The organism is Candidatus Methanomethylophilaceae archaeon (assembly GCA_017524805.1).
Taxonomy (GTDB): domain Archaea; phylum Thermoplasmatota; class Thermoplasmata; order Methanomassiliicoccales; family Methanomethylophilaceae; genus Methanoprimaticola.
In genome coordinates this window covers 36232-55001 of sequence record JAFXUX010000031.1, presented here as the reverse complement: position 1 = coordinate 55001, position 18770 = coordinate 36232, and the positions used below count along the sequence as shown (strand labels likewise).

Below are 18770 nucleotides of genomic sequence, written 5' to 3'. Positions count from 1 at the left end.
GTTGCGGTGGAAGCGACGTCTATCGTGAAAATGACCAACAAGAAGACCGGGGTGACCTATGTCTATGAATCCACATCATACTGGGACAAAGATAAGCATCAGGCCCGCAACAAGCGCAAGTTGATAGGAAAGATTGATCCAGACACGGGCGAGATCGTACCCACGGGCAGAAGGGGATCGGCAACATGGTCCGCTGCCGCGGACCCCCAATTACCGAAATCTTTCGCCGAGGGGCACAAATTGAGTCCTACCCAGGACGAAAAGGATGCGGAAATACTCGAGCTTAGAAAGAAAGTGCTAGATCTGGAGATGCAGCTCAGCAAGAAGACGTCAGTGCTAGACAGAATCAGGCGCGCCCTCGAATCATCCGAGTGAGAGATGGAAGAGCATTCCGATTCATACCGCAATGCCAGCAGAGAAGATCTGCTGGCATACATCGATCGTCTGCTACAGGATTGCCTGGCCAAGGACGAAATGATCAAGGCGCTCCAAGAGAGGATCAAAGAGCTGGAAAGGAGGACTAGGATGAATTCGACAAACAGCTCTAAGCCCCCTTCCAGCGACGGCTACGCGAAGCCTGCGCCCAAGAGCCAGCGCGTCAAGAGCGGCAAAAGGCCCGGCGGCCAGCTAGGGCACGAAGGGCACAATATGAGTGTCCCCCACGAACCCGACGAGGTCATCCCTTGCATCCCTGAAAGCTGCTCGGGCTGCCCCAATCTGGCCAAATGCATTAGCGATAAAACCCTTGAGGCTGGCGAGAGCAGATTCGTGGTAGACGCGGTCATGGACGTGAGGGTCCGCGAATACAGGTCTATGGGCGCCAAATCGTGCCCTATGGGGAACTGGCAGGGTCCAGAGGAGATGTCGCGCGTTCGGTTCCCCGAAGACGTGGATGCGCATGTCCAGTACGGAGATTCCTTCGCAGCCGTGGCTGGGATCCTCAACACGTACGGGGCGATCAGCTTCTCGCGTGTCAGTGACATAATCCGCAGCATGTTCGGCGTATCACTGTCTCCGGCTACGGTCGAATCCATGGTCCGCAAATGCGCCGAGAGCGTCGAAGACGCTTTGGAAGGGATCCGCCAGAGCATCGTCAAACGCGATGTGTGCCACTTCGATGAGACCGGAGTGAGGTGCGGCGGCAAACTCATGTGGGTCCACAATTCTTCAACGGCAGAACTGACCTACCAAACCATCAGCGAAAAGCGCGGGATAGAAGGGATTCTGGAGAACGGTGTTCTTGGGAAGTTCAGGGGGATAGCCGTCCACGACTGCTGGCTGTCGTATTGGGGCGGCTTCGAGGTCGAGCATTCCGTCTGCTGCGCCCACATTCTTAGGGAGCTGACAGCGATAGAGGAGATGGAACCGGGCCATGAATGGCCCGGAGAAATGAAAAGGCTGCTTCTACAGATGAAGTCCGAGAAGGAATGTGCGCTGTCCACGGGGAGGAGGTCCATCGACGCAGTCACTCTGGGTTACTTCGATGAAAGGTACGACAAGATACTCAGCTTGGCGGATTCCGAGCGCCCTCCTCCGCCGGTTCAGGACGAGAGGAAGAGGGGGAGAATAAAGCTTGGCAAGGAGCGCGCTCTCATCGAGCGCCTCCGCGCCCTGAAAGGTTCGGTGACGCTTTTCCTCCACGATTTCAGGGCACCGTTTGATAATAATCAAGCCGAGCGTGACATACGCAACCTGAAGACGAAGACCAAGGTCAGCGGATGCTTCCGCACAGTCGGCGGTGCCAGAAGGCATCTTTGGGTTATGTCATATCTCAGCACCGTCAGGAAACAAGGCGGAAACGCCTTCGGATCCTTGAAAGAGGCACTTTCAAAGCTTCAGAACTCTGTGTAAGTTTTCACACCATAGTTCTATCGAAAGAGAGGGTTCTGAATAGTTACACTATAGGACTCAAGTTTCAAGATACCTGGATGTCACTCTGATTCGCGAGATTACAGACTATAGTGCTATTATAAAATAGACTATAGTCTTACAAACAGCACAGCAAACGATATACGGACGCAACGAAATCTTCAGTCATGGGCGAGACCAAAGACCACCACGTTATGGAAGTGCTCGGATTGGCCGTAGTCACCGTCGAGAACGGAAAGATAGTGAGCATCGAACCTCCGAAGCTGAGATTCTGCCCTTTGTTCAACAAATTGCTGGGGATCGAGAATATCGATACGGAAGCCGTCCGCAAGAACATCGAATTCCGCATAAAGGACTTCGGGCTCTTCACGGAGAACCGCGTCGCGCGCGCCGGAGACTACGTAACCTTCGGAGTGTCGGAGATCCTCTCGACGGCGCTGTCCAAGGGACAGATCCAAGCCTCGGTGATCGTGGCCGATGGGGCCGGAAGCTTCATAAGCGAAGACCCGGAGATCGTCCAGGGGATGTGCGGCAGGATTTCCGGGATAATCGAGACCAGCCCTCTGAAAAAGGTCATTGCCGATGTTGGACCGGAAAACGTTCTTGACCCGGATACGGCAAAGATAGATCAGAAAGCGTGTGCGGAAAAGGCCGCCGCCCGCGGATATGAAAGATTCTCGGTCACCGTCACCAATGCGGACGACGCCAAATTCATCAGAGAAAAATACGGGAGCAGAGCCGTGATAATAGCCGTCCATACCTCCGGCACCAGCAGATGCGATGCCAAAGCGATGTTCGATAACTGCGATTTCATAACAGCCTGCGCTTCCGGGCCTCTGAGGGAAGAGGCTCTGTCCAGAAGAGACGATATAATAATCGCGGGAAACAAAGTGCAGATCTTCGCGGTCACCGACATCGGGAAGGAGATGGTCGTAGGGAAACTGCATTCGATAGGCAAAGAGCCGTGGGACGGAAGCCCGGAGTGGGTGAATCCGAATCCCCTTCTGCGATCGCGCCCCGCCGGAGATTCTTCTCCTGGCCTCCTGAAGGAGCTCGCAGGATTTGCACCGGTTGCCCACGGTCGGCTCCCCGCATGAACAAAGCTTTAGATTGGATGGGGGCAGCTCCCTGTACAGCATCGGACGCAGCGTGTCGTACGAAGAAAGGATGCTGAATTTCGAGCCGGGGGAGCGCTCCTCCAAATCGTCGACTATGTCGCGGTACTGATTTCTGAGGGCTTCTTTCCAATAGGGGCATTCCCCGTCCCAGAACTCCAGCCCGGAGACCAACGCATACAGAAGAGTCTCTTTCTCCGGGATCGTCCTCAAAGGAAGGAATCTGGGTATGAGCCCGGGCTGGACCTTCTCATGGGGACCAAGACGGGCAAGCCTCTCCACGTCTCCGCGGACGAAGTTCATCATCACGGATTGGGCCATATCGTCAAGGTTATGGCCGGTAGCCAGGTATTTCGCGCCGATCTTCCGCGCTTCGTCGTTCATCAGACGGCGCCTGAACACCCCGCAATAAGTGCATGGACTGCTCTCTTCGGACAGCGGCGCGATCCCGTCCATGGTCACCCCCAACTCCGTGAAAGACCTGAGATGGAAAGCTATCCCGTTGGATTCGCAATACCTGCGGACTATGTCCACGCTCGGCGGACGGTATCCCTCTATCCCCTCGTCGATTGTTATCGCATGAACTTCTATCCCATTCCTGGGGCCGAAAACAGACGATACCATCGACAGAGCCAGCATGCTGTCTTTGCCGCCTGAGACGGCCACGGCTATCTTGTCGCCCGAGTAGACGTGGATCTGCTTCCTGATCTCTTTCTTCACCCTTCTGTCGACATAGCGCATGAAGTGCCTGCCGCAGAGGTGCGTGCCGTTGTATCTGATGAAGGTGACCGCGTCCTCTCCGCAGATGTCGCATCTCATTCGGAAGCCTTCTCGATCAAGGTTTCGACCTTCTCGGCCAGGACCTTAGACGGGATTCCCGGGAGGGATATCCTCGTGGTCCTGCCGCTGGCCTCGTTCACGACCGCCGTCTTGATGACGCCCAGCTTCTCAATGTCTTGGATGTAGGTCCAGAATTGGGTGTGCTTCCTCGGGGTCTCCCCGTATTCCTCGCAGACAACGGCGTAAGTCTTCTCCGCGGCCGTGATGCTTATCGACGTCTGCTTTCTTATCGCCCTGGAAACGGCCAGCAGAGCCAGCATCCTGCTCCTGTCCAATGTTTTGAGCTTGGATTCGGACACTGTGCTGTATATCATGGCCTTCGCTCCGCGCACATGCTCCGCATCGATCTCGTCGGCTCCCTCTCCCTCGGCCATATTAGCGGCCCTGTCCAGAAGCTCTATCGCCATCCTGGCGTCGCCGTATTCGGAGGCGGATTCAGCGATCATGTCGATCGGCTCGTCCCCTATCCTTCCGGGCAATATCCCGGCGTTGGCTCTCTGGAGGACTATTTCCCTCAGCTCCGGCATGTCATATCTGTCGAAGATGACAGAGTTCGTCCTGCGGAAAGAGGAGAATGAAGCCTCGTCCAAGAGATCGAACAGCGGCTCCTGGGAGATCATGACCAGCGATACGGAGCGGCCTATGTCCGGACCGCCTTCCGTAAAGCGCGATATCTGATACACCAGATCCATCGAGCTTTTCTTCAGGAGAACATCGACCTCGTCCAGAACTATGACTATATCCTTCCCTTCACCCGATATCTGCTGCCTGAGCGCCCTCCACATCTGGTCGGGCGAGAAACCCCTGTCCGGGAACCCTCTGTCGAAATGCTGGACCATCTGGAGGAGCACGGCCGCCTCGGAGTTTCTCGCCCTGCAGTTGACGAAGATCGCCTCTATGGGCGAGCCTTTTTTGGCGCAGTGCTCGGCCAGGTCCCTGCAGAAGCATTTCGCGGCTGCGGTCTTTCCGGTTCCGACCGGACCCATGAGAACGGCGGTGCAGGACCTTCCGTATTCCGCAAGAGGGCGGAAGAGGAGCTCCATCGTGCTCAGCTGCTCATCCCTGCCGATCAGCTTCGGAGGTACGTAGTCGTAATCGAAGACCTTGGGGTCGCGGATTATGCGGGAGCCTCTCTCGAACATCTCAATTCCTGCTGTGGCGCGTGAATCCTGAGCAGGGGATGATCTCTATCCCCTCTCTTTCCCAGATATCGCATATGAGATTGACGCCCAAAGAATCCGAGGACATGTGCCCGGATATGACCAGATTCACGCCGAACTTTCTGGCCTCTTCGAGATGGCTGTCCGGAAAATGCATTCCGATTACGGTTCCGACGCCCGCCCAAGCCAGCTTCTCATAGATCTCCTTGGGGGACGAGGTCCCGCCGTTCATCTTGCAGATCACCTTCCCGCAGCGGGAATCCGGATTGCCTACCATTATCTTCGGAGGAGAGTTGAACCTCGCTGCATCGCGGTATTCCGGCTCCGTGTAAAGGGCGTCGATGATGTCTGATAACCTGTAAGGATTGACTCTGCCGAAAAGATCGGTCAGATAGCTCTGGACCATGTTGTCAGCAGGGCAGTGGACGTTGAACAGAGGGATCCCGAGAAGCCTGGCCGCGTCCGCCCCCTGGTTGTAGTTGGATCCCATTACACCCCTCAGAACCTCCTCGGTCCTCGGCGCTATGACGCATTCGGCGATGTTTATCGGCACCCCTGCGTTGTGGTAGAGATCGGCCTGCAAACTCACGACCTCCGGGAAACATGTGCGGGCGGTCCCGATCGGATGGTGGGCGGCCACCGCAGAAATCGTTCTCCCTTTCTCCCTGAGCCTGTCGGCCAGCAGGATCTCCGCCGGCCCTATGTCGATGCCCCACATGATGGCCTCCGCCTCCAGATCCTAGGCTTCCTCGGCCATGACGGAGAAACGGGAATCGGCATATGGATTCCAGAGGCGCTCGGGATCGAAAAGATCCTTCCTGTCCTCGGGAAGGCGGTCATACGCTTCCTTCGCCTTGGACAGGGCCCTCTGAATCTCTGCCTGAGGGCGCGGGTCCTTGGAGATCCCGGCTTCGATGGCCATCCTATAGGCATCGTATATCTTCATGCGCAGGGTATCTGAAATAAGGCAATTAAAAATATCCGCGAACTTCCCGCATCTCTTTTATATCTTCTCGGCATGGAATCTATGGGATGCGTAGCGGTAAGACCCGTTCCTTATGCATGGAGACGACCGAGCTCCTTCAATTTGAACTTGGACAGGCCCGCGTCAGGCGCAATCGCCTGCGCATCCTTCAATTCTTTTCTATCTCGTAACGGATCAGCCAGCCCAGAATGATTCCTACGCCGGCTCCGGATACGACCCCCGTAAGGAACCTGGTGATGGGAAGGTCTCCGAAATAGGGCTCGACCGCCCATTCGACTATCGTGAAGCAGACCATCGCAGAGGCTATGGCGATCTGCTTCCTCCCGATCTTCAAATCGGCAACGAGGTGCGCCAAACATCCGAGCGCGAATCCCAGCAGCAAACCGGTGTCCCTTATGCAGACCGGCATCTGAGACCCGTTGAGAACGAAGCTTCTCGCCGCCTTCTGATGGCACAGAATATCCCCCAACAGATACGGGAATTCGGAGATGCTCCAATCATGGTCGATGTGGGCTGGGCTGCCGTCCAGACCCCAATACGTCCCATAAGGGGCGGCGAAAGGTGCCAAGATGAACATCGCCAAGAAGATCGAAGCTATCGCGACGAAGAACAGCATTATGCGCTTCATACGACGATCGCAGCCCTGCGGCATTGTTTGATGCAGACCATCGACGAAATCTTGATAACCTTCTCAAACCAGGAGTATGCGTATTCCCATGCGTCCAAGCTCTCCGAATCGAAAGGCATCTCCGCTCTGAGGGCGCGCTCCCTTTTGGTCTCGGCGTTCGGCACGAAGACGCATCCCACCCTCGAAGACAGCTCATCTGCTTTGGACAGTATTATCTCCGGGTCCGGGAAGCCCTGCCCGATGCGGATCTCGAACCAAGCGACGCCCTCGGACAATCCCGCCACGAAATGCAGATTCTTGATCCCGGGATCGAACTTCATCCGATCTTTCTTTCCCGGCCTATCCGCGCGCACGCTGGAAAGCTCACCGATCCTGTCGTAGAGCCCCGACCAAAATGGCTCCAGCTTATCTTCGCCCAACATGATGGGAGAAATCACGGACACAGATTTAACCGATGCCGTGTATGCGCAACCATGCCCACCTTTTCCTTCGGCGACATCAGAAAATACGAAGGATGCCCGCAAGCATACAGGCTATCAGCCATGTCGGATGACTGGAGGATCTCCCTCCAGGATTGCCTGGACATCTCCGTCCACAGGATGATGGCCCATGCCAACAGCAGGCGCGTTATGGGGCACAAAGTCTCCGCCGCGGAAGCCCTGGCCATGTTCAGGGAGGAGTGGGACGCCTGCATGGAAGATGTCTGCACGGGAGAGGGGCAGGACATCGCCGAATTCTACAGGAAAGGAGAGGCCTGCACCAGAAAATACGCGGAATTCATCGCCGAATCCGACGGCAGCAGCATCATAGCATTCGATATCAGAGGTGTTCAGAGCCTTCCGCGCGGGAAAACCGCCAGAGTCTCTATCGATGAGATATACAGGAGAGGCGATTCGGCCGTCCTGTGCAGATACATAACAGACGACGCCGGCCTCAGGAAGGATCTGACCGAGGATCTGGAGTCCAAGGTCTCTGCATTGTGGGCGACCTACAGCCTCCAGGGGACCGACAGGATCGTCCTGCAATGGAGATACCTTCTGACCGGCGACGAGACGGAATGCCCGGTGAGGAAGCAATCCATGGGCGAGGCCGCAGAGAAGCTGTCGGAAAGGATAGGGGAGATCGAAGGGGATCTGAATTATCCTCCCAAACTCGGGGAAGGATGCGCATACTGCCCCCACAGAAACAGATGCCAGCCTTATCTCTCCTCGATCAACGGGAAAAAGAGGATGCCCGCGGAAGAGATCGAAGAGCTCGTCCAAGAATACTCCGATCTGGACGAGAAAATAGCGGCCCTCAAACAGCGCATGGAAATGCTCCAAAGCAGGAGGGACACAGTCAAAGCGAAGATCGTGGCATACGCGGACTCGGCGAGATGCGATCTGGTCGACGGCAGGGATGCCACCATCAGCATACGCCGCTACAGAAGGGCCAACCTTCCGAAGGACAAGACCGCCGTCATAAAAAGGCTGAAAGAGACGGGCCAGTACGACAGCATCAGCATGGTGAACTATTCCAGGCTGAGGGCGGACATCGCCAAGGGAATCGCCGATCCTGTGATATCGGATATGGCGGACATCACATATGACATCAGGATGTCTCTCATCAAGAAGAAGCGAGATCAGAAATCGACGCGGGAAACCCTGACGGCTGCGGAGCATGCCATAACGTGGACGCAGATGATGACGCTGAGAATCGCCAGCGGGATTATTAGATCGCTAAACCACTCGCCGGAGAGAAGCCCGTAAACCCATGCGGCCAGCCCGGCCGTGCCCATCAGGAAACTCACCGAAGTTTTCATCATCATCAGAGCCATGTATGCGATGATGGGGAAGAAAACGAACAGAGACATGCATATGCACAGGCTGTTGTTCTCCGTGATTATCATCCCGTCGTTGACCTGCGTGTCGTAAAGGACCGTAGCAAGAGTCAGCACGAAAGATACCGCAAGAAAAATCACGGCCGGCTTCCAGACGAATGCCCTCACCCTGCCATTCTTTTTCCTCATCTCTGCGCTGCGCCTCGCCTGCAGCTCCGGATCGATGCTTTTGGCGATATCGAGGATCGAACGGCCGTCAGTACTGTCGGCGGCAGAGGCTGCGCTAGGCTCCGCTGTAGTTTTAGAAAGCAGACCGACGGATTCTGGCATCGCAACGGGGATGCGCGAACTTATGGTTAAAATTGACGCAAGGAAAAGCGGGGCCGGAAGACGGATGATGCCGTCCCAGGCGCCCTGAGATGTCCGCATGACGCGGGATGGAGGGGGATGGGCCGATTCGCAGGACTTACAGCGGTCAGATCAGATGTACATGTAATCGGAGGACTTCTTCCAGGCGTCGCTCTCGATCATCTTCTTGATCTCCCCATCGACCTTGTCCACGGTGTCCAAGGACATCTGGATGAAGGTTGCGACCACTTCTGGCTTGAGGTTGATGACGCAGTCCGGTATGCTGTACTGGAACACTGGCGCATATCCCTCATCTATCGGGTGAAGGTAGAAGCGCCCGTAGCGGATGTCGTTGTTCAGGGAGTTTATCCTGTCGAGAACTCCGACCTTGTGGGATTCGTCCACGGAGAAAGACATCAGAACGAGTATCCCTATGGAGTTTTCGTCGGAAGCCGCGACAACCCTCATGGGTATGTCATCGCCCATCACGTCACAGATAACGCTGCCGTTCTCATCGACATCATACTTGTATTCCATCAGATCGAAGGATTTCCTGACGGTTTCCTTGATCTCGGAAAGGCTGTGCCCCTTCCCGGCGGACACCCTCTTCTTAAGCCCAAACATGATTGGGTCAATAGATTAAGCATTATGAAAAACTATTGTCATAATACAGACAGTGATTGTTAATTTTCGAACATCACTATCACTATAGTGCTTTTTATAGCAAATCGGGCGGGAGCAATGGCCCCGCCTTCATGATTCAGGCGCGAATACATCGGAAAACTATTCCGCAGCAGACGCAGAAAATTATCTGGCCGATCGGGCACATCAGACAGAATCTCCACAGCATCTTTCTGATCCCTTCTCCGCTCCCGAGGCTTCCCATAAGCACCGCTATCGTTGCGCAGAGCTCCGCCAGATACACCGAAAGCACGGCGGCAGTCCCGTCCATGCCGGCGAATCCGTCAATCTGCGACAGGGGCGCCAGCATGGAGACGCTCATACCCAAAACCATAGGCGCGAAGAAGACCGCGGTCACCAGCATCATGTCAGTCATACTCTTGAGATTCATCTCCAATCTCCGCCATGCGTGGTTCCTGTTCTGGAACTGCCTTCCCAGCGCTATCGCCAAGCGCCCGGCGTCTGTGACGTCCCTGCGGGAACAGCGGCAAATGTCTGCGAAAGCCACCGCCACATCCCCTGATATTGGTCTTATGGATCTTGCAACAGCCTTCACCGCATCTCCTTTGCATAGGGAAAGCTCCCTCGAATAAGCGGCTGCGGCATCCGCGCACTCGCTTCTGACAGCGATCGCACCTGAGGAAGCGCTTTCGAAATTGTCGCCTGAGATCATCCTGCTGCCCATGTCGAACACGCAATCCCTCAGGCCGCCTTCGCATTTCGCACGCTTCTTGTCCTCCGCTACGTCTTTCCACATGAAAGCCAGCGAGGCGACGGAAGCCGGAGCCAACGTGAATAGAACCAACTCGTCCACGCCCCCTCCAAGACTGAGGTATACTATTGCCAGAGGGATGGCCAGCAGAAGGGGGAGAGCGCAGCGGAGTTCGCGGGCCTCGAACTCGGCGATGAGAAATGGGTTGGTATATCTGAGCCAAAACGATATCATCAGAATGGCGGCCGGGATCAGAGCCAGAGTGACGAACACGATCGTTCCTTTGTCTATGGTCCCGATGCCCATCATGCCCCCGAGGCTGAGCATAGGCAATATCGACATCAGTATCATGGGCACGAGGATTCCTATCCCGAATACCGTCATGCACGGTGTGTTCAGTGATGCTCCATATTCGTCTCCCATATCCTTCACCGCGGTCAACGCGATGTCGGAGGCGTCCTTCAGCATGTTAGACCTCTCGTCCTGGCCGGAGGATTCCGAGGCCGCCATGCACATGTGGACCGCTCTCCGATATCCCGCCGCGGATTCCGGAAGCTCGGACATTGCATCGGATACGCATGAAGACATCGTCTCGGAGGATTTGGTGTCCACCTTCCTGACGATCGATGAGAAGAGCTTCCTGGACAGCGGCGGCCCCTCGGAAGCCACCATCCTCACAGCCGCGTCCCAAGATCCTCCAGACTCCAGCGACGATGTCATCATCCCGACCACTGTCGGGCATTCGTTCAGCAGCCTTTTGCTGTCGGTTCCGCTGAGAGCCTTCTTCATATCAGGGACACCCTCCTTTTGAGCTCGTCGAGAGCGGCTTCTGCCGGGGCCGACGGAGGCATCCTAGACAGTATATCATTGGACAGGGTGACCCATTCAGGGCCGAAGAATCTCTCGTCGGTCTTTCCCTTCTCTGCCAGCCAGTACCTCATCGCGGACCTAGCGCGGATGTCCTTTGCGGCTTCGGCCTTTCCCATCTGTGACATCCTCATCGCCCTTTTCATCGAAGGCGCCTCGAACATAACAGATTGGTCGGTCATGTCGATGAACTTCCCTGGCTCCGATGCGGTACAGACGAATTCCACCGCCCTTCTGACGAGGCTTCCGGTTCTCCTGTCCTTGACCGTTCCCAACGATACGATGGCATCGGTGGCCATGAACGCTTCAGGGGCGATTCCCATATCGTAGACGACGCGGTTGTATACCGACATGGCCGAATCGCCGTGGATCGTACCCATGATAGCGCTCCCGGCTTTCCCCGTCCTCATGCTCTGATAGAGAGTGCGAGCCTCGTCGCCTCTGACCTCGCCCATGACTATCGCCGACTCTCCCATCCTCAGCGAAACCCTGAGAGCCTCATCGGCATTGGTAAGCGGGCTGCCATCATTTCTGTCGTCCACCAGAATGGTCTGCACCTTGTAGCCCATGCTGCGCATCTGCTCCCCTGGCAGCTCGATAGTGTCCTCTATAGTGAGAATCCTCTGGCCCAGCGGGAACTCGAACATCAAGGCTGACAGAAGGGAGCTTTTCCCGGCTCCCCTCGGCCCGCAGATAAGGATTGTGGAGCGGTTGTTTACCATGAATGACAGCAGACCCGCCGCACGCTGATCTATCGTCCCGTTCGCCAGCAACCTAGTCAGCGTCCAAGGCCTCGCAGAGTGCTTCCTTATCGCCAAAGCATCCCCGTTGGGGCTCATCGGGAAACCGATGAGAGTTGCTCTGGCGTCGAACTCGCGGAAATCCGTCTCCAGAACCGGAGATGACTGGCAGAACCTGAGACCGCTCTCCCTCTTCAGGATGTTCACGATGTTGTCCATCTCCCTGCGGTCGGCCATCAGATTGGTCCTGCAGCGCATATGAGAATTCACGCCGTCGATGCCGTTGATCGTCACATGCACTCTGTTCCTGTCGCAAGGAGCATCGATGTACACATCCTCTATGTGCGGATCGGACAGAAGCACCTCGAAAATCCCTGCCCCGACGGAATGCCTGTATGATGCGGAGCATATGTCGTCCATCAGGCCATCCAGATTGGCGGAATTCCCGCAGGCTTCCTTTATGTCGTCATACCTGTTGGCGGCCAGCGCGCGGGCGGTGCCGATGACGGAATCGCGGTCCAACCTTCCGCCGTGCAAGCGATACTCTACGCGGATCCCGCGGATGACATCGGAAACCACCGAATTGACGGAATCGTCGAAGGAGTATTCCCGGGGCATCAGCGAGTATTCGGTCTGGCCGTCGTTGGCCATTCCTATGGTGACATGAGCGAACTGGGTCGAATAGCTTGATATCGCTTTGAGATTCTCCTGCGTCCCGACCAGCCAGCACTCGGCATACGAGGGCTTCGTCCTGAGGTCCTTCCAGACCATCGATGAGAACAGAGATGTGAAATCGTTCTTCGACGCGGAAGGGTCGTGCGGAAGGCTGGGCTCGGTCCTCGGCATAGTTCTGCTGACCGATTCCAGCGGATCGGCATCCCAATAGAACGGAATCTCCCGATCGTCATTGCTCCCGGCGGATTTGCCGTGGGAGAAAAAAGGCGGCAATCTGGCCATCGCAGAGTCCTCCCGGAAAGGTCCGCCATCCGCTCCTCTATCTCCTTGAGCCCGGTTTCTATCTGCTCTATTGCGCGGCGTGTGCGGAGGACGCAAAGATCGCATTCCTTGCCTTGGGGGCGCTTCCCTTCGACGAAAGCCAGAGCCTCCGCGATGCCTCCGGAAGGGAAACCGTCCCACAGGACGTCCATGACCTTGGACCTGGAGACCTCGCACATCCTGCACCTTCCTTTCGGGGCCTCCTGCGGGAACGACCATCTCATCACCGATGCTGCATCCTTGATGACCTTCCCGGAACGCCCGGCAATTTCCAGATCTTTTCCCGTGCGCAGAACGATCCTCCCGGAGCTACCTTTGGAGCACATCGACGATACCATGCATCTGATGCATTCCGCGGTCCCGGGATCGGGGGCATACCTGCACCCGGAGCAGTTGATTATCAAGGAATCCCCGGAAATCGCCGCCGGAGGCTCGTAACGTTTCGGGATATCCTGCCCCTTCCCTTTGGCGCGGGGAATTGCCCCGGCCATCCTTCCGATTATGTCCATGGGTACGGTTCGACGCGGACGCTTAATATTCCAGCGCGTGCGGTAACGCTGCGTCATCAGGATCTCCCGTAAAATGCTTATAAACTATTTATCCTAAGGAACACCGTGGAAATACTGGCGCCCGTAGGGTCTCCGGAAAGCCTCCCGGCGGCTGTCAAGGCCGGGGCTGATGCGATATATCTGGCTGGGAAGAGCTTTGGCGCCCGCGCTTTCGCGGGGAATTTCAGCGACAAAGAGCTCGAAGGGGCCGTCGGATATGCCCATGACAACGGCGTGAAAGTCCATGTGACGGTCAACACCCTCGTCAAAGATTCAGAGATAGAAGACGCAGTATCCTTCGTCAGATTCTTGGCGGACATCGATGCGGATGCCGTCATAGTCCAGGACCTCGGTCTTCTCAAGCAGCTCAGCAGCGTCGACATCAGGAAGCATGCGTCCACCCAGATGCAGATCCATTCTCTGGAGGGCCTGAGATGGTGCTCGGAGAACGGTTTGGACCGCGCCGTGCTCGCCAGAGAGCTCACCATGGATGAGCTGGGAAAGATGGTTCCTGAATCCCCCGTCGAAACCGAGGTGTTCATCCAAGGCGCGCTATGCTATTGCGTATCCGGAGGGTGCCTAATGTCCAGCCACATAGGCGGCAGAAGCGGGAACCGCGGGTCCTGCGCCCAGCCCTGCAGAAAGAAATACTCCACCGACGAAAAAGAAGGCTATCTCCTGAGCTGCGCCGATCTGTTCGGGATGGAATACATGGATAAGCTGCGCGAGATAGGCGTGGATTCCCTGAAAATCGAAGGGCGCATGAGATCCCCGGCGTATTCGTACCTGGCGGCCAAAGCGTATTCCATGGCAGAAAAGAAAGAGACGGGAAAAGAATTCGACGATACTATGGAGCTTCTGAGGACGGTGTTCAACCGCGGGACCTGCTCCGGGTATCTTGGGGAATTCGTATCCCCGGTCCAGCCCCTTTATCCCGACAACAGAGGGTTCTTCGTCGGGAACGCCGCCATCAAGGACAGGAAGCTTGACCCATCGCAATTGAGCGAGAAGATCGGCATCAGAGATGGGCTCTCCATTTTCGACGGGGACAAAAAAATTGGCGGTTTCAAAGTCACCGATCTGGTGTCCGCCCAAGTGCCTTTCAAGATCAAAGACGGGAAGTACAGCATCTATCGCACGTACGACCCGCGCATTGACGAGATCAAAAACGGATTCGGGCCGGCTCCGAAACTGGAAGGTTCCACGAAGAGGAGACCGGTCAAGCTGAAGCGCGAGAGCTTCCGCAAACCCGAGGAGAGAACCCAGCTGTCATTCTATGTGTCATCGATAAAAACGCTGGAAGCCGCTCTGCCCTATGCCGACCGCATATACTACGATGCCACCGGAAAGATCGGAGAAGCAAGGGAAATCTGCAACGCAGCAGGAAAAGAGATCGTCTCCTTGCTCCCCAGATTCGACCCTCTGGACGAGTTCGCGGAGACGAAGCATCCCGTCATGGTGAACACGGTGGCCCAGTACCGCGCTTGCAAAGGTTCTGAGAGAATCTATGGAAGCAGCGTGCTGAACGCATTCAACTCGTATTTCCCTCTTAAGCTGTATCAGACGACGCTCTCCACGGAGCTCTCCAAGGGCGAGATATCGGAGCTTACAGCGCATTATCCCATCAGGACGGAAGTCATGGCTTTCGGAAGGGCGGAGCTCATGATCACCCGCGATCCGGGCATGTCAGATTGCTCTCTGAAAGACGAAACGGAAGCTTCCTTCCCCGTCTACAAGGACAAACGCGGTTATTCCCACATATTGAACTCTGCGGACCTGAACCTCCTGGACAGGCTGGACGAGTTCAGGCGCTTCGGCGTCGCCTCCGCCGGATTGGACCTGAGGAAAAGGCCGGCCGCGGTGGCGAAAATGGTGGGCGAGATGTGCGTCAACCCTTCGGAGAAAACGCTGGGAAAACTCTCCGAGATGTGCGGCAGCAGCTTCACCAAAGGCCTGTACATCCGCGGGGTATGAGATCCGTCGATAACCGGCCTGATAACATAATCGGGATGCGACGTACGCGCACGCATCCCCTATTTTATCTGCCTAACGCGAAACCCTCCGCATGATAGGGAATAGAAGCGGCGAAATGGGATTCATGGAGGCGGTTCTGTCCATGATGGCAGTCGTCCTGGCGCTTACGGCCTTCCTCGGCGCCGCCGCATTGCTGATTTCGGCCGATTCCGAAGAGGATCTGCGCTTCAACGTGGGTATGCTCGGTGGCGAGATAGTGGACGGGGAATTCGTGCCGTCATATGAAGGATACCTGCAGGAATATCTCGACACCAGCGGGAAAGCGTACGTATCCGTGGAGGCGAACGTTCCGGGGGAATTCTGCGGGGACAGTTCCGTATCGCTGGGCACTGACCCGGGATCGGGATATTCGACGCTGTTCAAGACGATATCCATAGGATGCGACGGAGGGAGGAAAGTCCCGGCGATCTTCAGGGTGGTAATTTGCTGAAGGACAGACGCGGATTCACAGCGTATGTGGATGCCATCGCGTTCATGGCGATTATTCTGATGGCCCTGTCGGTTATCTCGATGCAATTCGGCATGGATGAGGAGAACGGCCCGAACGCATCCGAAGCTATGGACGCCATATCCGCGGCGAAAGTCAGACCGTCGGACGTATCAGATTTAGACGACGGCGCTGTAGTGTTCCTGACGGACGTCCTGGCCTATTCGTTGGCGAACGGGGATGGGAAGCCTCTGGAGTATCTGGAAGAGTTCCTGGATCTCCATTGCAGAGGCCATCCCTACCGCATGGAACTGTCGTACGGAGACGAGAACAGTTCGATCGGAGAAGAGGATGTCAAGGTCTATTCGGGAGCGGAATCGAGTTTCCCCGTCTCTCTGGGGGGAACGCTGTCCGCATCGCTCAAAATAGGGTTATGACATCGCCACGACGTCTTTCCTGCGCTCCTCTATCTTGCCTTTGATGGTGGATCTGATGGCTTTGGTGCACGGCCATGATTTGTCCATGTAATCGATGAGCTCGAGGATGTCCGCGTCGGGGTTGGTCAGCGCCAGATACACCCTGCTCATGAACATGGACACGGCATACGGGAAATCATCGCATATCTGCGGGCGGTCCTCCCATATGGTGCATCTGTTGTCCTTCCCAAGGAAAGCGCAAGGCTCGGTCTTGGCCAGAAGGAATCTTCCGTCGGGGGTGCGGGCAAGGTATTCCTGGATGAACTCGGCAATGGAGACGTTCGCTGCGCTGGCTATTCTCTCGAACTCATCCGGAGTGACGATTATATTGGGCTGATGGCAGCATTTCCCGCACATCTCGCAGGGAAACTCCGGCCTATATGACATGCAGATCTCGTATGCGATATCCAGGTTGGCTTTCATCTCGGGGCTGATGGTCCCAAGACCCTCGAGGATGTACTTGCCGCGGTATACCGCCATCAGAGCACCGCCGAATAGAGGCCGAGCATGAACCCAACCATACTGAGGATCAGCCCGATCGCCGCTATTGTCACGAGAACCGCCTTGTTGTCGCTGTTCAGCAGCCTTGGAACGTTGATGGCATATCCTCCCACGACCATTCCGACGGCACCGACAGCGGCCGCGGCGTATCCAAGATTGTCCATCATGCATAGGGCTGCGGCGATTACGCCCAAAGCTAGGGCGATCGCGCTGTATAACGCGGCATTCGTCTTCTTTTCTGGGACGTAAGGGATATCCACCCTCCAGTCGCATTGCTTGCAGAAGAGCGTGTCCTCGGAATTCTCGAATCCGCATTTCGGACATTTCATGCCCCGCAATAAAGCGGAGGGGTTCATATACTTGCGGACTGCGTCGGGCTGCGAAAGATTGAGGAAATTTTAAAACCGCAATCCGGATTGGGTGCCATGATCTGCCCTGAGTGCGGAGCCGAAACATCCGATGACTATGGGTTCTGCCCCAGATGCGGATCCACGTTGGATAAAACCGTAACCCCCGAACCCGGCCAGGAAAACCAATCCCAGCCGGAAGAGAAAGGGAAGATGAAAATCGGCATCAGGCATGTGGCTGCGATCGGCGCCGGGGCCGCCCTCGGATTCGCCATATCATTTTTCGTCGGGTTGCTCTGCCTCTTCGTAATACCGTTCATCGCTGTAGGGGGGAACGGGATGAAAATGGGAGGGGGCTTGATCTTCCTCTTCACCATAGGATTCCAGGCCGGGATGCTGATTGCCATCCTCTTGCGTCGCAACGCTTTCTTTTGAGGGGAAAAACGCAAATAAACGTGTCATGCATGGGCAGGAAAGATGACAGCATCCCCTTTCAGATCGGACGAATACAAGCTCGTGGTGGTCGTCAGGAACGACCTGAAAATGGGCAAAGGCAAAATAGCCGCCCAAGCTGCGCATGCGGCAGTCGAATGCGCCATCTACGTCCAAAAATACGACAGAAAGACGTTCGACGGATGGCACTCGAGCGGCCAGGCAAAGGTCGTCCTCAAAGTCGACTCTTTGGAGGAACTCATGCGCCTCGCAGCGGAAGCCAGAAGCGTGAAGCTCCCGGTGTCTACGATAACGGACGCGGGAAGGACCCAGATCGAGCCTGGAACGACCACCTGCATCGGGATCGGCCCTGCCCTCGCCGGAGAGATCGATCGCGTAACAGGAAGCTTGAAAATGCTCTGACTGGGATTCGAAGTTCCCAGCCAGATTGAAATGTTTCAGAGGTTGCGGATCTGGACGCGGGTGTCGAGACGCTCCGCATCCAGATTGTATATGGCATCCAAGAAAGCGGGCTTGAACGTTCCCGGGCCTTCGCATTTTGTCGCCGCATATTCCGAGGAGATGCTGAACACAAGCAGGGATGCGGACAGCGATTCCAACGAGACGCCGCAAGCTCCGATATAGGCGCCGGCGACTGCGGATAGCATGCATCCTGTGCCAGAAACGGTTCCTAGGAGCGGATGCCCATTCCTCAGCTCGACGCCGGATCCCCCGCGGAAAACGTAGTCCACCTCTCCGGTGGAAGCGACAGCGCATCCGAACTCGGAGGCCAGCTTTTCAGCGGCTGACTTCGGATCCTTGGAGCCCATGGAATCGACGCCTCTGACCTGGCCTCCGTTCCCGGAGAGAACGCCGATCTCGCCGTGGTTCCCTTTGATGACGGCGATATCGACCCTCTCCAGAAGCCTGAAAGCGGTCTCGGTGCGGTATCTCGTCGCTCCGACGCCGACCGGATCCAGGAGGACCGGTATGCCGGCCTTGTTGGCGGCACGTCCGGCGGCTTCCATGGAATCGACGGTGCGGCTGTTCAGCGTCCCGATGTTCAGCACGAGCGCAGAAGCTATGCTGACCATCTCCGCCACATCCTCGGCCGCATCCGTCATGACCGGCGTCCCCCCGCAGCAGAGGCAGGCGTTCGCGCAGTCGTTGACGGTCACGTAATTGGTCATGCACTGGACCAGCGGCCTCTTCGCCCGGACCTTTCCCATGTAATCAGACGGTCTG

General features: G+C 56.3%; 21 protein-coding genes and 1 pseudogene. 10 read left to right on the top strand and 12 right to left on the bottom strand.

Annotated features, from left to right (window positions below):
• Positions 1 to 6: 6 nt before the first annotated feature.
• The 3 genes from IKP20_06585 (at position 7) to IKP20_06575 (ending at position 2966) form a co-directional block, all read left to right on the top strand.
• Positions 7 to 375 (top strand): hypothetical protein, encoded by a 369-nt coding sequence (locus tag IKP20_06585; GenBank protein ID MBR4504617.1) that lies wholly within the window; start codon positions 7 to 9, stop codon positions 373 to 375.
• A 3-nt stretch (positions 376 to 378) separates the two neighbouring features.
• Entirely contained in the window at positions 379 to 1851 is a 1473-nt protein-coding gene (locus IKP20_06580) for an IS66 family transposase (GenBank protein ID MBR4504616.1), read from the top strand.
• A 185-nt stretch (positions 1852 to 2036) separates the two neighbouring features.
• Positions 2037 to 2966: a DUF2099 family protein gene (locus tag IKP20_06575; GenBank protein MBR4504615.1), complete on the top strand. Its 930-nt coding sequence runs from the start codon at positions 2037 to 2039 to the stop codon at positions 2964 to 2966.
• Here the strand turns inward: IKP20_06575 and IKP20_06570 are convergent.
• The 6 genes and pseudogenes from IKP20_06570 to IKP20_06545 form a co-directional block, all read right to left on the bottom strand.
• Positions 2922 to 3803, bottom strand: a pseudogene (locus IKP20_06570) (TIGR00269 family protein). The gene IKP20_06575 and the pseudogene IKP20_06570 overlap by 45 nt on opposite strands.
• Positions 3800 to 4966, bottom strand: a complete 1167-nt coding sequence (locus IKP20_06565; protein ID MBR4504614.1) for an AAA family ATPase — start codon at positions 4964 to 4966, stop codon at positions 3800 to 3802. Before IKP20_06565 ends, IKP20_06570 begins: the two are co-directional and overlap by 4 nt.
• A 1-nt stretch (position 4967) precedes the next feature.
• Entirely contained in the window at positions 4968 to 5702 is a 735-nt protein-coding gene (locus IKP20_06560; protein ID MBR4504613.1) for a hypothetical protein, read from the bottom strand.
• 21 nt (positions 5703 to 5723) lie between these two features.
• Entirely contained in the window at positions 5724 to 5930 is a 207-nt protein-coding gene (locus tag IKP20_06555; protein ID MBR4504612.1) for a hypothetical protein, read from the bottom strand.
• A gap of 187 nt (positions 5931 to 6117) precedes the next feature.
• Positions 6118 to 6597, bottom strand: a complete 480-nt coding sequence (locus tag IKP20_06550; GenBank protein MBR4504611.1) for a DUF2085 domain-containing protein — start codon at positions 6595 to 6597, stop codon at positions 6118 to 6120.
• Entirely contained in the window at positions 6594 to 7019 is a 426-nt protein-coding gene (locus tag IKP20_06545; protein MBR4504610.1) for a hypothetical protein, read from the bottom strand. Before IKP20_06545 ends, IKP20_06550 begins: the two co-directional genes overlap by 4 nt.
• A gap of 51 nt (positions 7020 to 7070) precedes the next feature.
• Between IKP20_06545 and IKP20_06540 the strand changes: the two genes are divergently transcribed.
• Positions 7071 to 8345 (top strand): hypothetical protein, encoded by a 1275-nt coding sequence (locus IKP20_06540; protein MBR4504609.1) that lies wholly within the window; start codon positions 7071 to 7073, stop codon positions 8343 to 8345.
• A gap of 551 nt (positions 8346 to 8896) precedes the next feature.
• Here the strand turns inward: IKP20_06540 and IKP20_06535 are convergent.
• The 3 genes from IKP20_06535 to IKP20_06525 all read right to left on the bottom strand — a co-directional run bounded on the left by IKP20_06535 (position 8897) and on the right by IKP20_06525 (position 12721).
• Positions 8897 to 9388, bottom strand: a complete 492-nt coding sequence (locus tag IKP20_06535) for a YbjN domain-containing protein (protein MBR4504608.1) — start codon at positions 9386 to 9388, stop codon at positions 8897 to 8899.
• Between the two features lie 136 nt (positions 9389 to 9524).
• Positions 9525 to 10946, bottom strand: a complete 1422-nt coding sequence (locus tag IKP20_06530) for a hypothetical protein (protein MBR4504607.1) — start codon at positions 10944 to 10946, stop codon at positions 9525 to 9527.
• Positions 10943 to 12721: a type II/IV secretion system ATPase subunit gene (locus IKP20_06525; protein MBR4504606.1), complete on the bottom strand. Its 1779-nt coding sequence runs from the start codon at positions 12719 to 12721 to the stop codon at positions 10943 to 10945. The genes IKP20_06530 and IKP20_06525 overlap by 4 nt, the downstream gene beginning before the upstream one ends.
• A gap of 153 nt (positions 12722 to 12874) precedes the next feature.
• On the opposite strand from IKP20_06525, the gene IKP20_06520 reads away from it, so the two are divergent.
• From IKP20_06520 to IKP20_06505, 4 genes are all read left to right on the top strand, one after another.
• Entirely contained in the window at positions 12875 to 13198 is a 324-nt protein-coding gene (locus tag IKP20_06520) for a hypothetical protein (GenBank protein MBR4504605.1), read from the top strand.
• A gap of 176 nt (positions 13199 to 13374) precedes the next feature.
• On the top strand, positions 13375 to 15282 hold the full coding sequence (locus IKP20_06515; protein ID MBR4504604.1) for a U32 family peptidase: 1908 nt from the start codon (positions 13375 to 13377) through the stop codon (positions 15280 to 15282).
• A 91-nt stretch (positions 15283 to 15373) separates the two neighbouring features.
• The gene (locus tag IKP20_06510) at positions 15374 to 15772 is read left to right on the top strand and encodes a hypothetical protein (GenBank protein MBR4504603.1); all 399 of its coding nucleotides are present in this window, start codon (positions 15374 to 15376) and stop codon (positions 15770 to 15772) included.
• Positions 15766 to 16206: a hypothetical protein gene (locus tag IKP20_06505; protein ID MBR4504602.1), complete on the top strand. Its 441-nt coding sequence runs from the start codon at positions 15766 to 15768 to the stop codon at positions 16204 to 16206. Before IKP20_06510 ends, IKP20_06505 begins: the two co-directional genes overlap by 7 nt.
• On the opposite strand, the gene IKP20_06500 is transcribed toward IKP20_06505, so the two are convergent.
• Together IKP20_06500 and IKP20_06495 are read right to left on the bottom strand one after the other, a co-directional pair.
• Complete coding sequence (locus IKP20_06500) at positions 16201 to 16725, bottom strand: YkgJ family cysteine cluster protein (GenBank protein MBR4504601.1); 525 nt, start codon at positions 16723 to 16725, stop codon at positions 16201 to 16203. The genes IKP20_06505 and IKP20_06500 overlap by 6 nt on opposite strands.
• Positions 16725 to 17075 carry a zinc ribbon domain-containing protein gene (locus IKP20_06495; GenBank protein ID MBR4504600.1) on the bottom strand — a complete coding sequence of 117 codons (351 nt, stop codon included), beginning with the start codon at positions 17073 to 17075 and terminating at the stop codon, positions 16725 to 16727. The genes IKP20_06500 and IKP20_06495 overlap by 1 nt, the downstream gene beginning before the upstream one ends.
• 96 nt (positions 17076 to 17171) lie before the next feature.
• Here IKP20_06495 and IKP20_06490 point away from each other — a divergent pair, with 96 nt between their 5' ends.
• On the top strand, positions 17172 to 17528 hold the full coding sequence (locus tag IKP20_06490) for a zinc-ribbon domain-containing protein (protein MBR4504599.1): 357 nt from the start codon (positions 17172 to 17174) through the stop codon (positions 17526 to 17528).
• Between the two features lie 42 nt (positions 17529 to 17570).
• Positions 17571 to 17948 (top strand): peptidyl-tRNA hydrolase Pth2, encoded by a 378-nt coding sequence (pth2, locus tag IKP20_06485; protein ID MBR4504598.1) that lies wholly within the window; start codon positions 17571 to 17573, stop codon positions 17946 to 17948.
• 35 nt (positions 17949 to 17983) lie between these two features.
• Here pth2 and thiM read toward each other — a convergent pair whose 3' ends face one another.
• The gene (thiM, locus tag IKP20_06480; GenBank protein MBR4504597.1) at positions 17984 to 18754 is read right to left on the bottom strand and encodes a hydroxyethylthiazole kinase; all 771 of its coding nucleotides are present in this window, start codon (positions 18752 to 18754) and stop codon (positions 17984 to 17986) included.
• Positions 18755 to 18770: the final 16 nt, after the last annotated feature.

What these genes read in the sequence shown, in the direction of transcription:
- IKP20_06580 (MBR4504616.1), top strand. Translation starts at nt 379, where the DNA reads ATGGAAGAGCATTCCGATTCATACCGCAATGCCAGCAGAGAAGATCTG.
- IKP20_06575 (MBR4504615.1), top strand. Translation starts at nt 2,037, where the DNA reads ATGGGCGAGACCAAAGACCACCACGTTATGGAAGTGCTCGGATTGGCC.
- IKP20_06565 (MBR4504614.1), bottom strand. Translation starts at nt 4,966, where the DNA reads ATGTTCGAGAGAGGCTCCCGCATAATCCGCGACCCCAAGGTCTTCGAT.
- IKP20_06560 (MBR4504613.1), bottom strand. Translation starts at nt 5,702, where the DNA reads ATGTGGGGCATCGACATAGGGCCGGCGGAGATCCTGCTGGCCGACAGG.
- IKP20_06555 (MBR4504612.1), bottom strand. Translation starts at nt 5,930, where the DNA reads ATGAAGATATACGATGCCTATAGGATGGCCATCGAAGCCGGGATCTCC.
- IKP20_06550 (MBR4504611.1), bottom strand. Translation starts at nt 6,597, where the DNA reads ATGAAGCGCATAATGCTGTTCTTCGTCGCGATAGCTTCGATCTTCTTG.
- IKP20_06545 (MBR4504610.1), bottom strand. Translation starts at nt 7,019, where the DNA reads ATGTTGGGCGAAGATAAGCTGGAGCCATTTTGGTCGGGGCTCTACGAC.
- IKP20_06540 (MBR4504609.1), top strand. Translation starts at nt 7,071, where the DNA reads ATGCCCACCTTTTCCTTCGGCGACATCAGAAAATACGAAGGATGCCCG.
- IKP20_06535 (MBR4504608.1), bottom strand. Translation starts at nt 9,388, where the DNA reads ATGTTTGGGCTTAAGAAGAGGGTGTCCGCCGGGAAGGGGCACAGCCTT.
- IKP20_06530 (MBR4504607.1), bottom strand. Translation starts at nt 10,946, where the DNA reads ATGAAGAAGGCTCTCAGCGGAACCGACAGCAAAAGGCTGCTGAACGAA.
- IKP20_06525 (MBR4504606.1), bottom strand. Translation starts at nt 12,721, where the DNA reads ATGGCCAGATTGCCGCCTTTTTTCTCCCACGGCAAATCCGCCGGGAGC.
- IKP20_06520 (MBR4504605.1), top strand. Translation starts at nt 12,875, where the DNA reads ATGCCTCCGGAAGGGAAACCGTCCCACAGGACGTCCATGACCTTGGAC.
- IKP20_06510 (MBR4504603.1), top strand. Translation starts at nt 15,374, where the DNA reads ATGATAGGGAATAGAAGCGGCGAAATGGGATTCATGGAGGCGGTTCTG.
- IKP20_06500 (MBR4504601.1), bottom strand. Translation starts at nt 16,725, where the DNA reads ATGGCGGTATACCGCGGCAAGTACATCCTCGAGGGTCTTGGGACCATC.
- IKP20_06495 (MBR4504600.1), bottom strand. Translation starts at nt 17,075, where the DNA reads ATGAAATGTCCGAAATGCGGATTCGAGAATTCCGAGGACACGCTCTTC.
- IKP20_06490 (MBR4504599.1), top strand. Translation starts at nt 17,172, where the DNA reads ATGATCTGCCCTGAGTGCGGAGCCGAAACATCCGATGACTATGGGTTC.
- pth2 (MBR4504598.1), top strand. Translation starts at nt 17,571, where the DNA reads ATGACAGCATCCCCTTTCAGATCGGACGAATACAAGCTCGTGGTGGTC.
- thiM (MBR4504597.1), bottom strand. Translation starts at nt 18,754, where the DNA reads ATGGGAAAGGTCCGGGCGAAGAGGCCGCTGGTCCAGTGCATGACCAAT.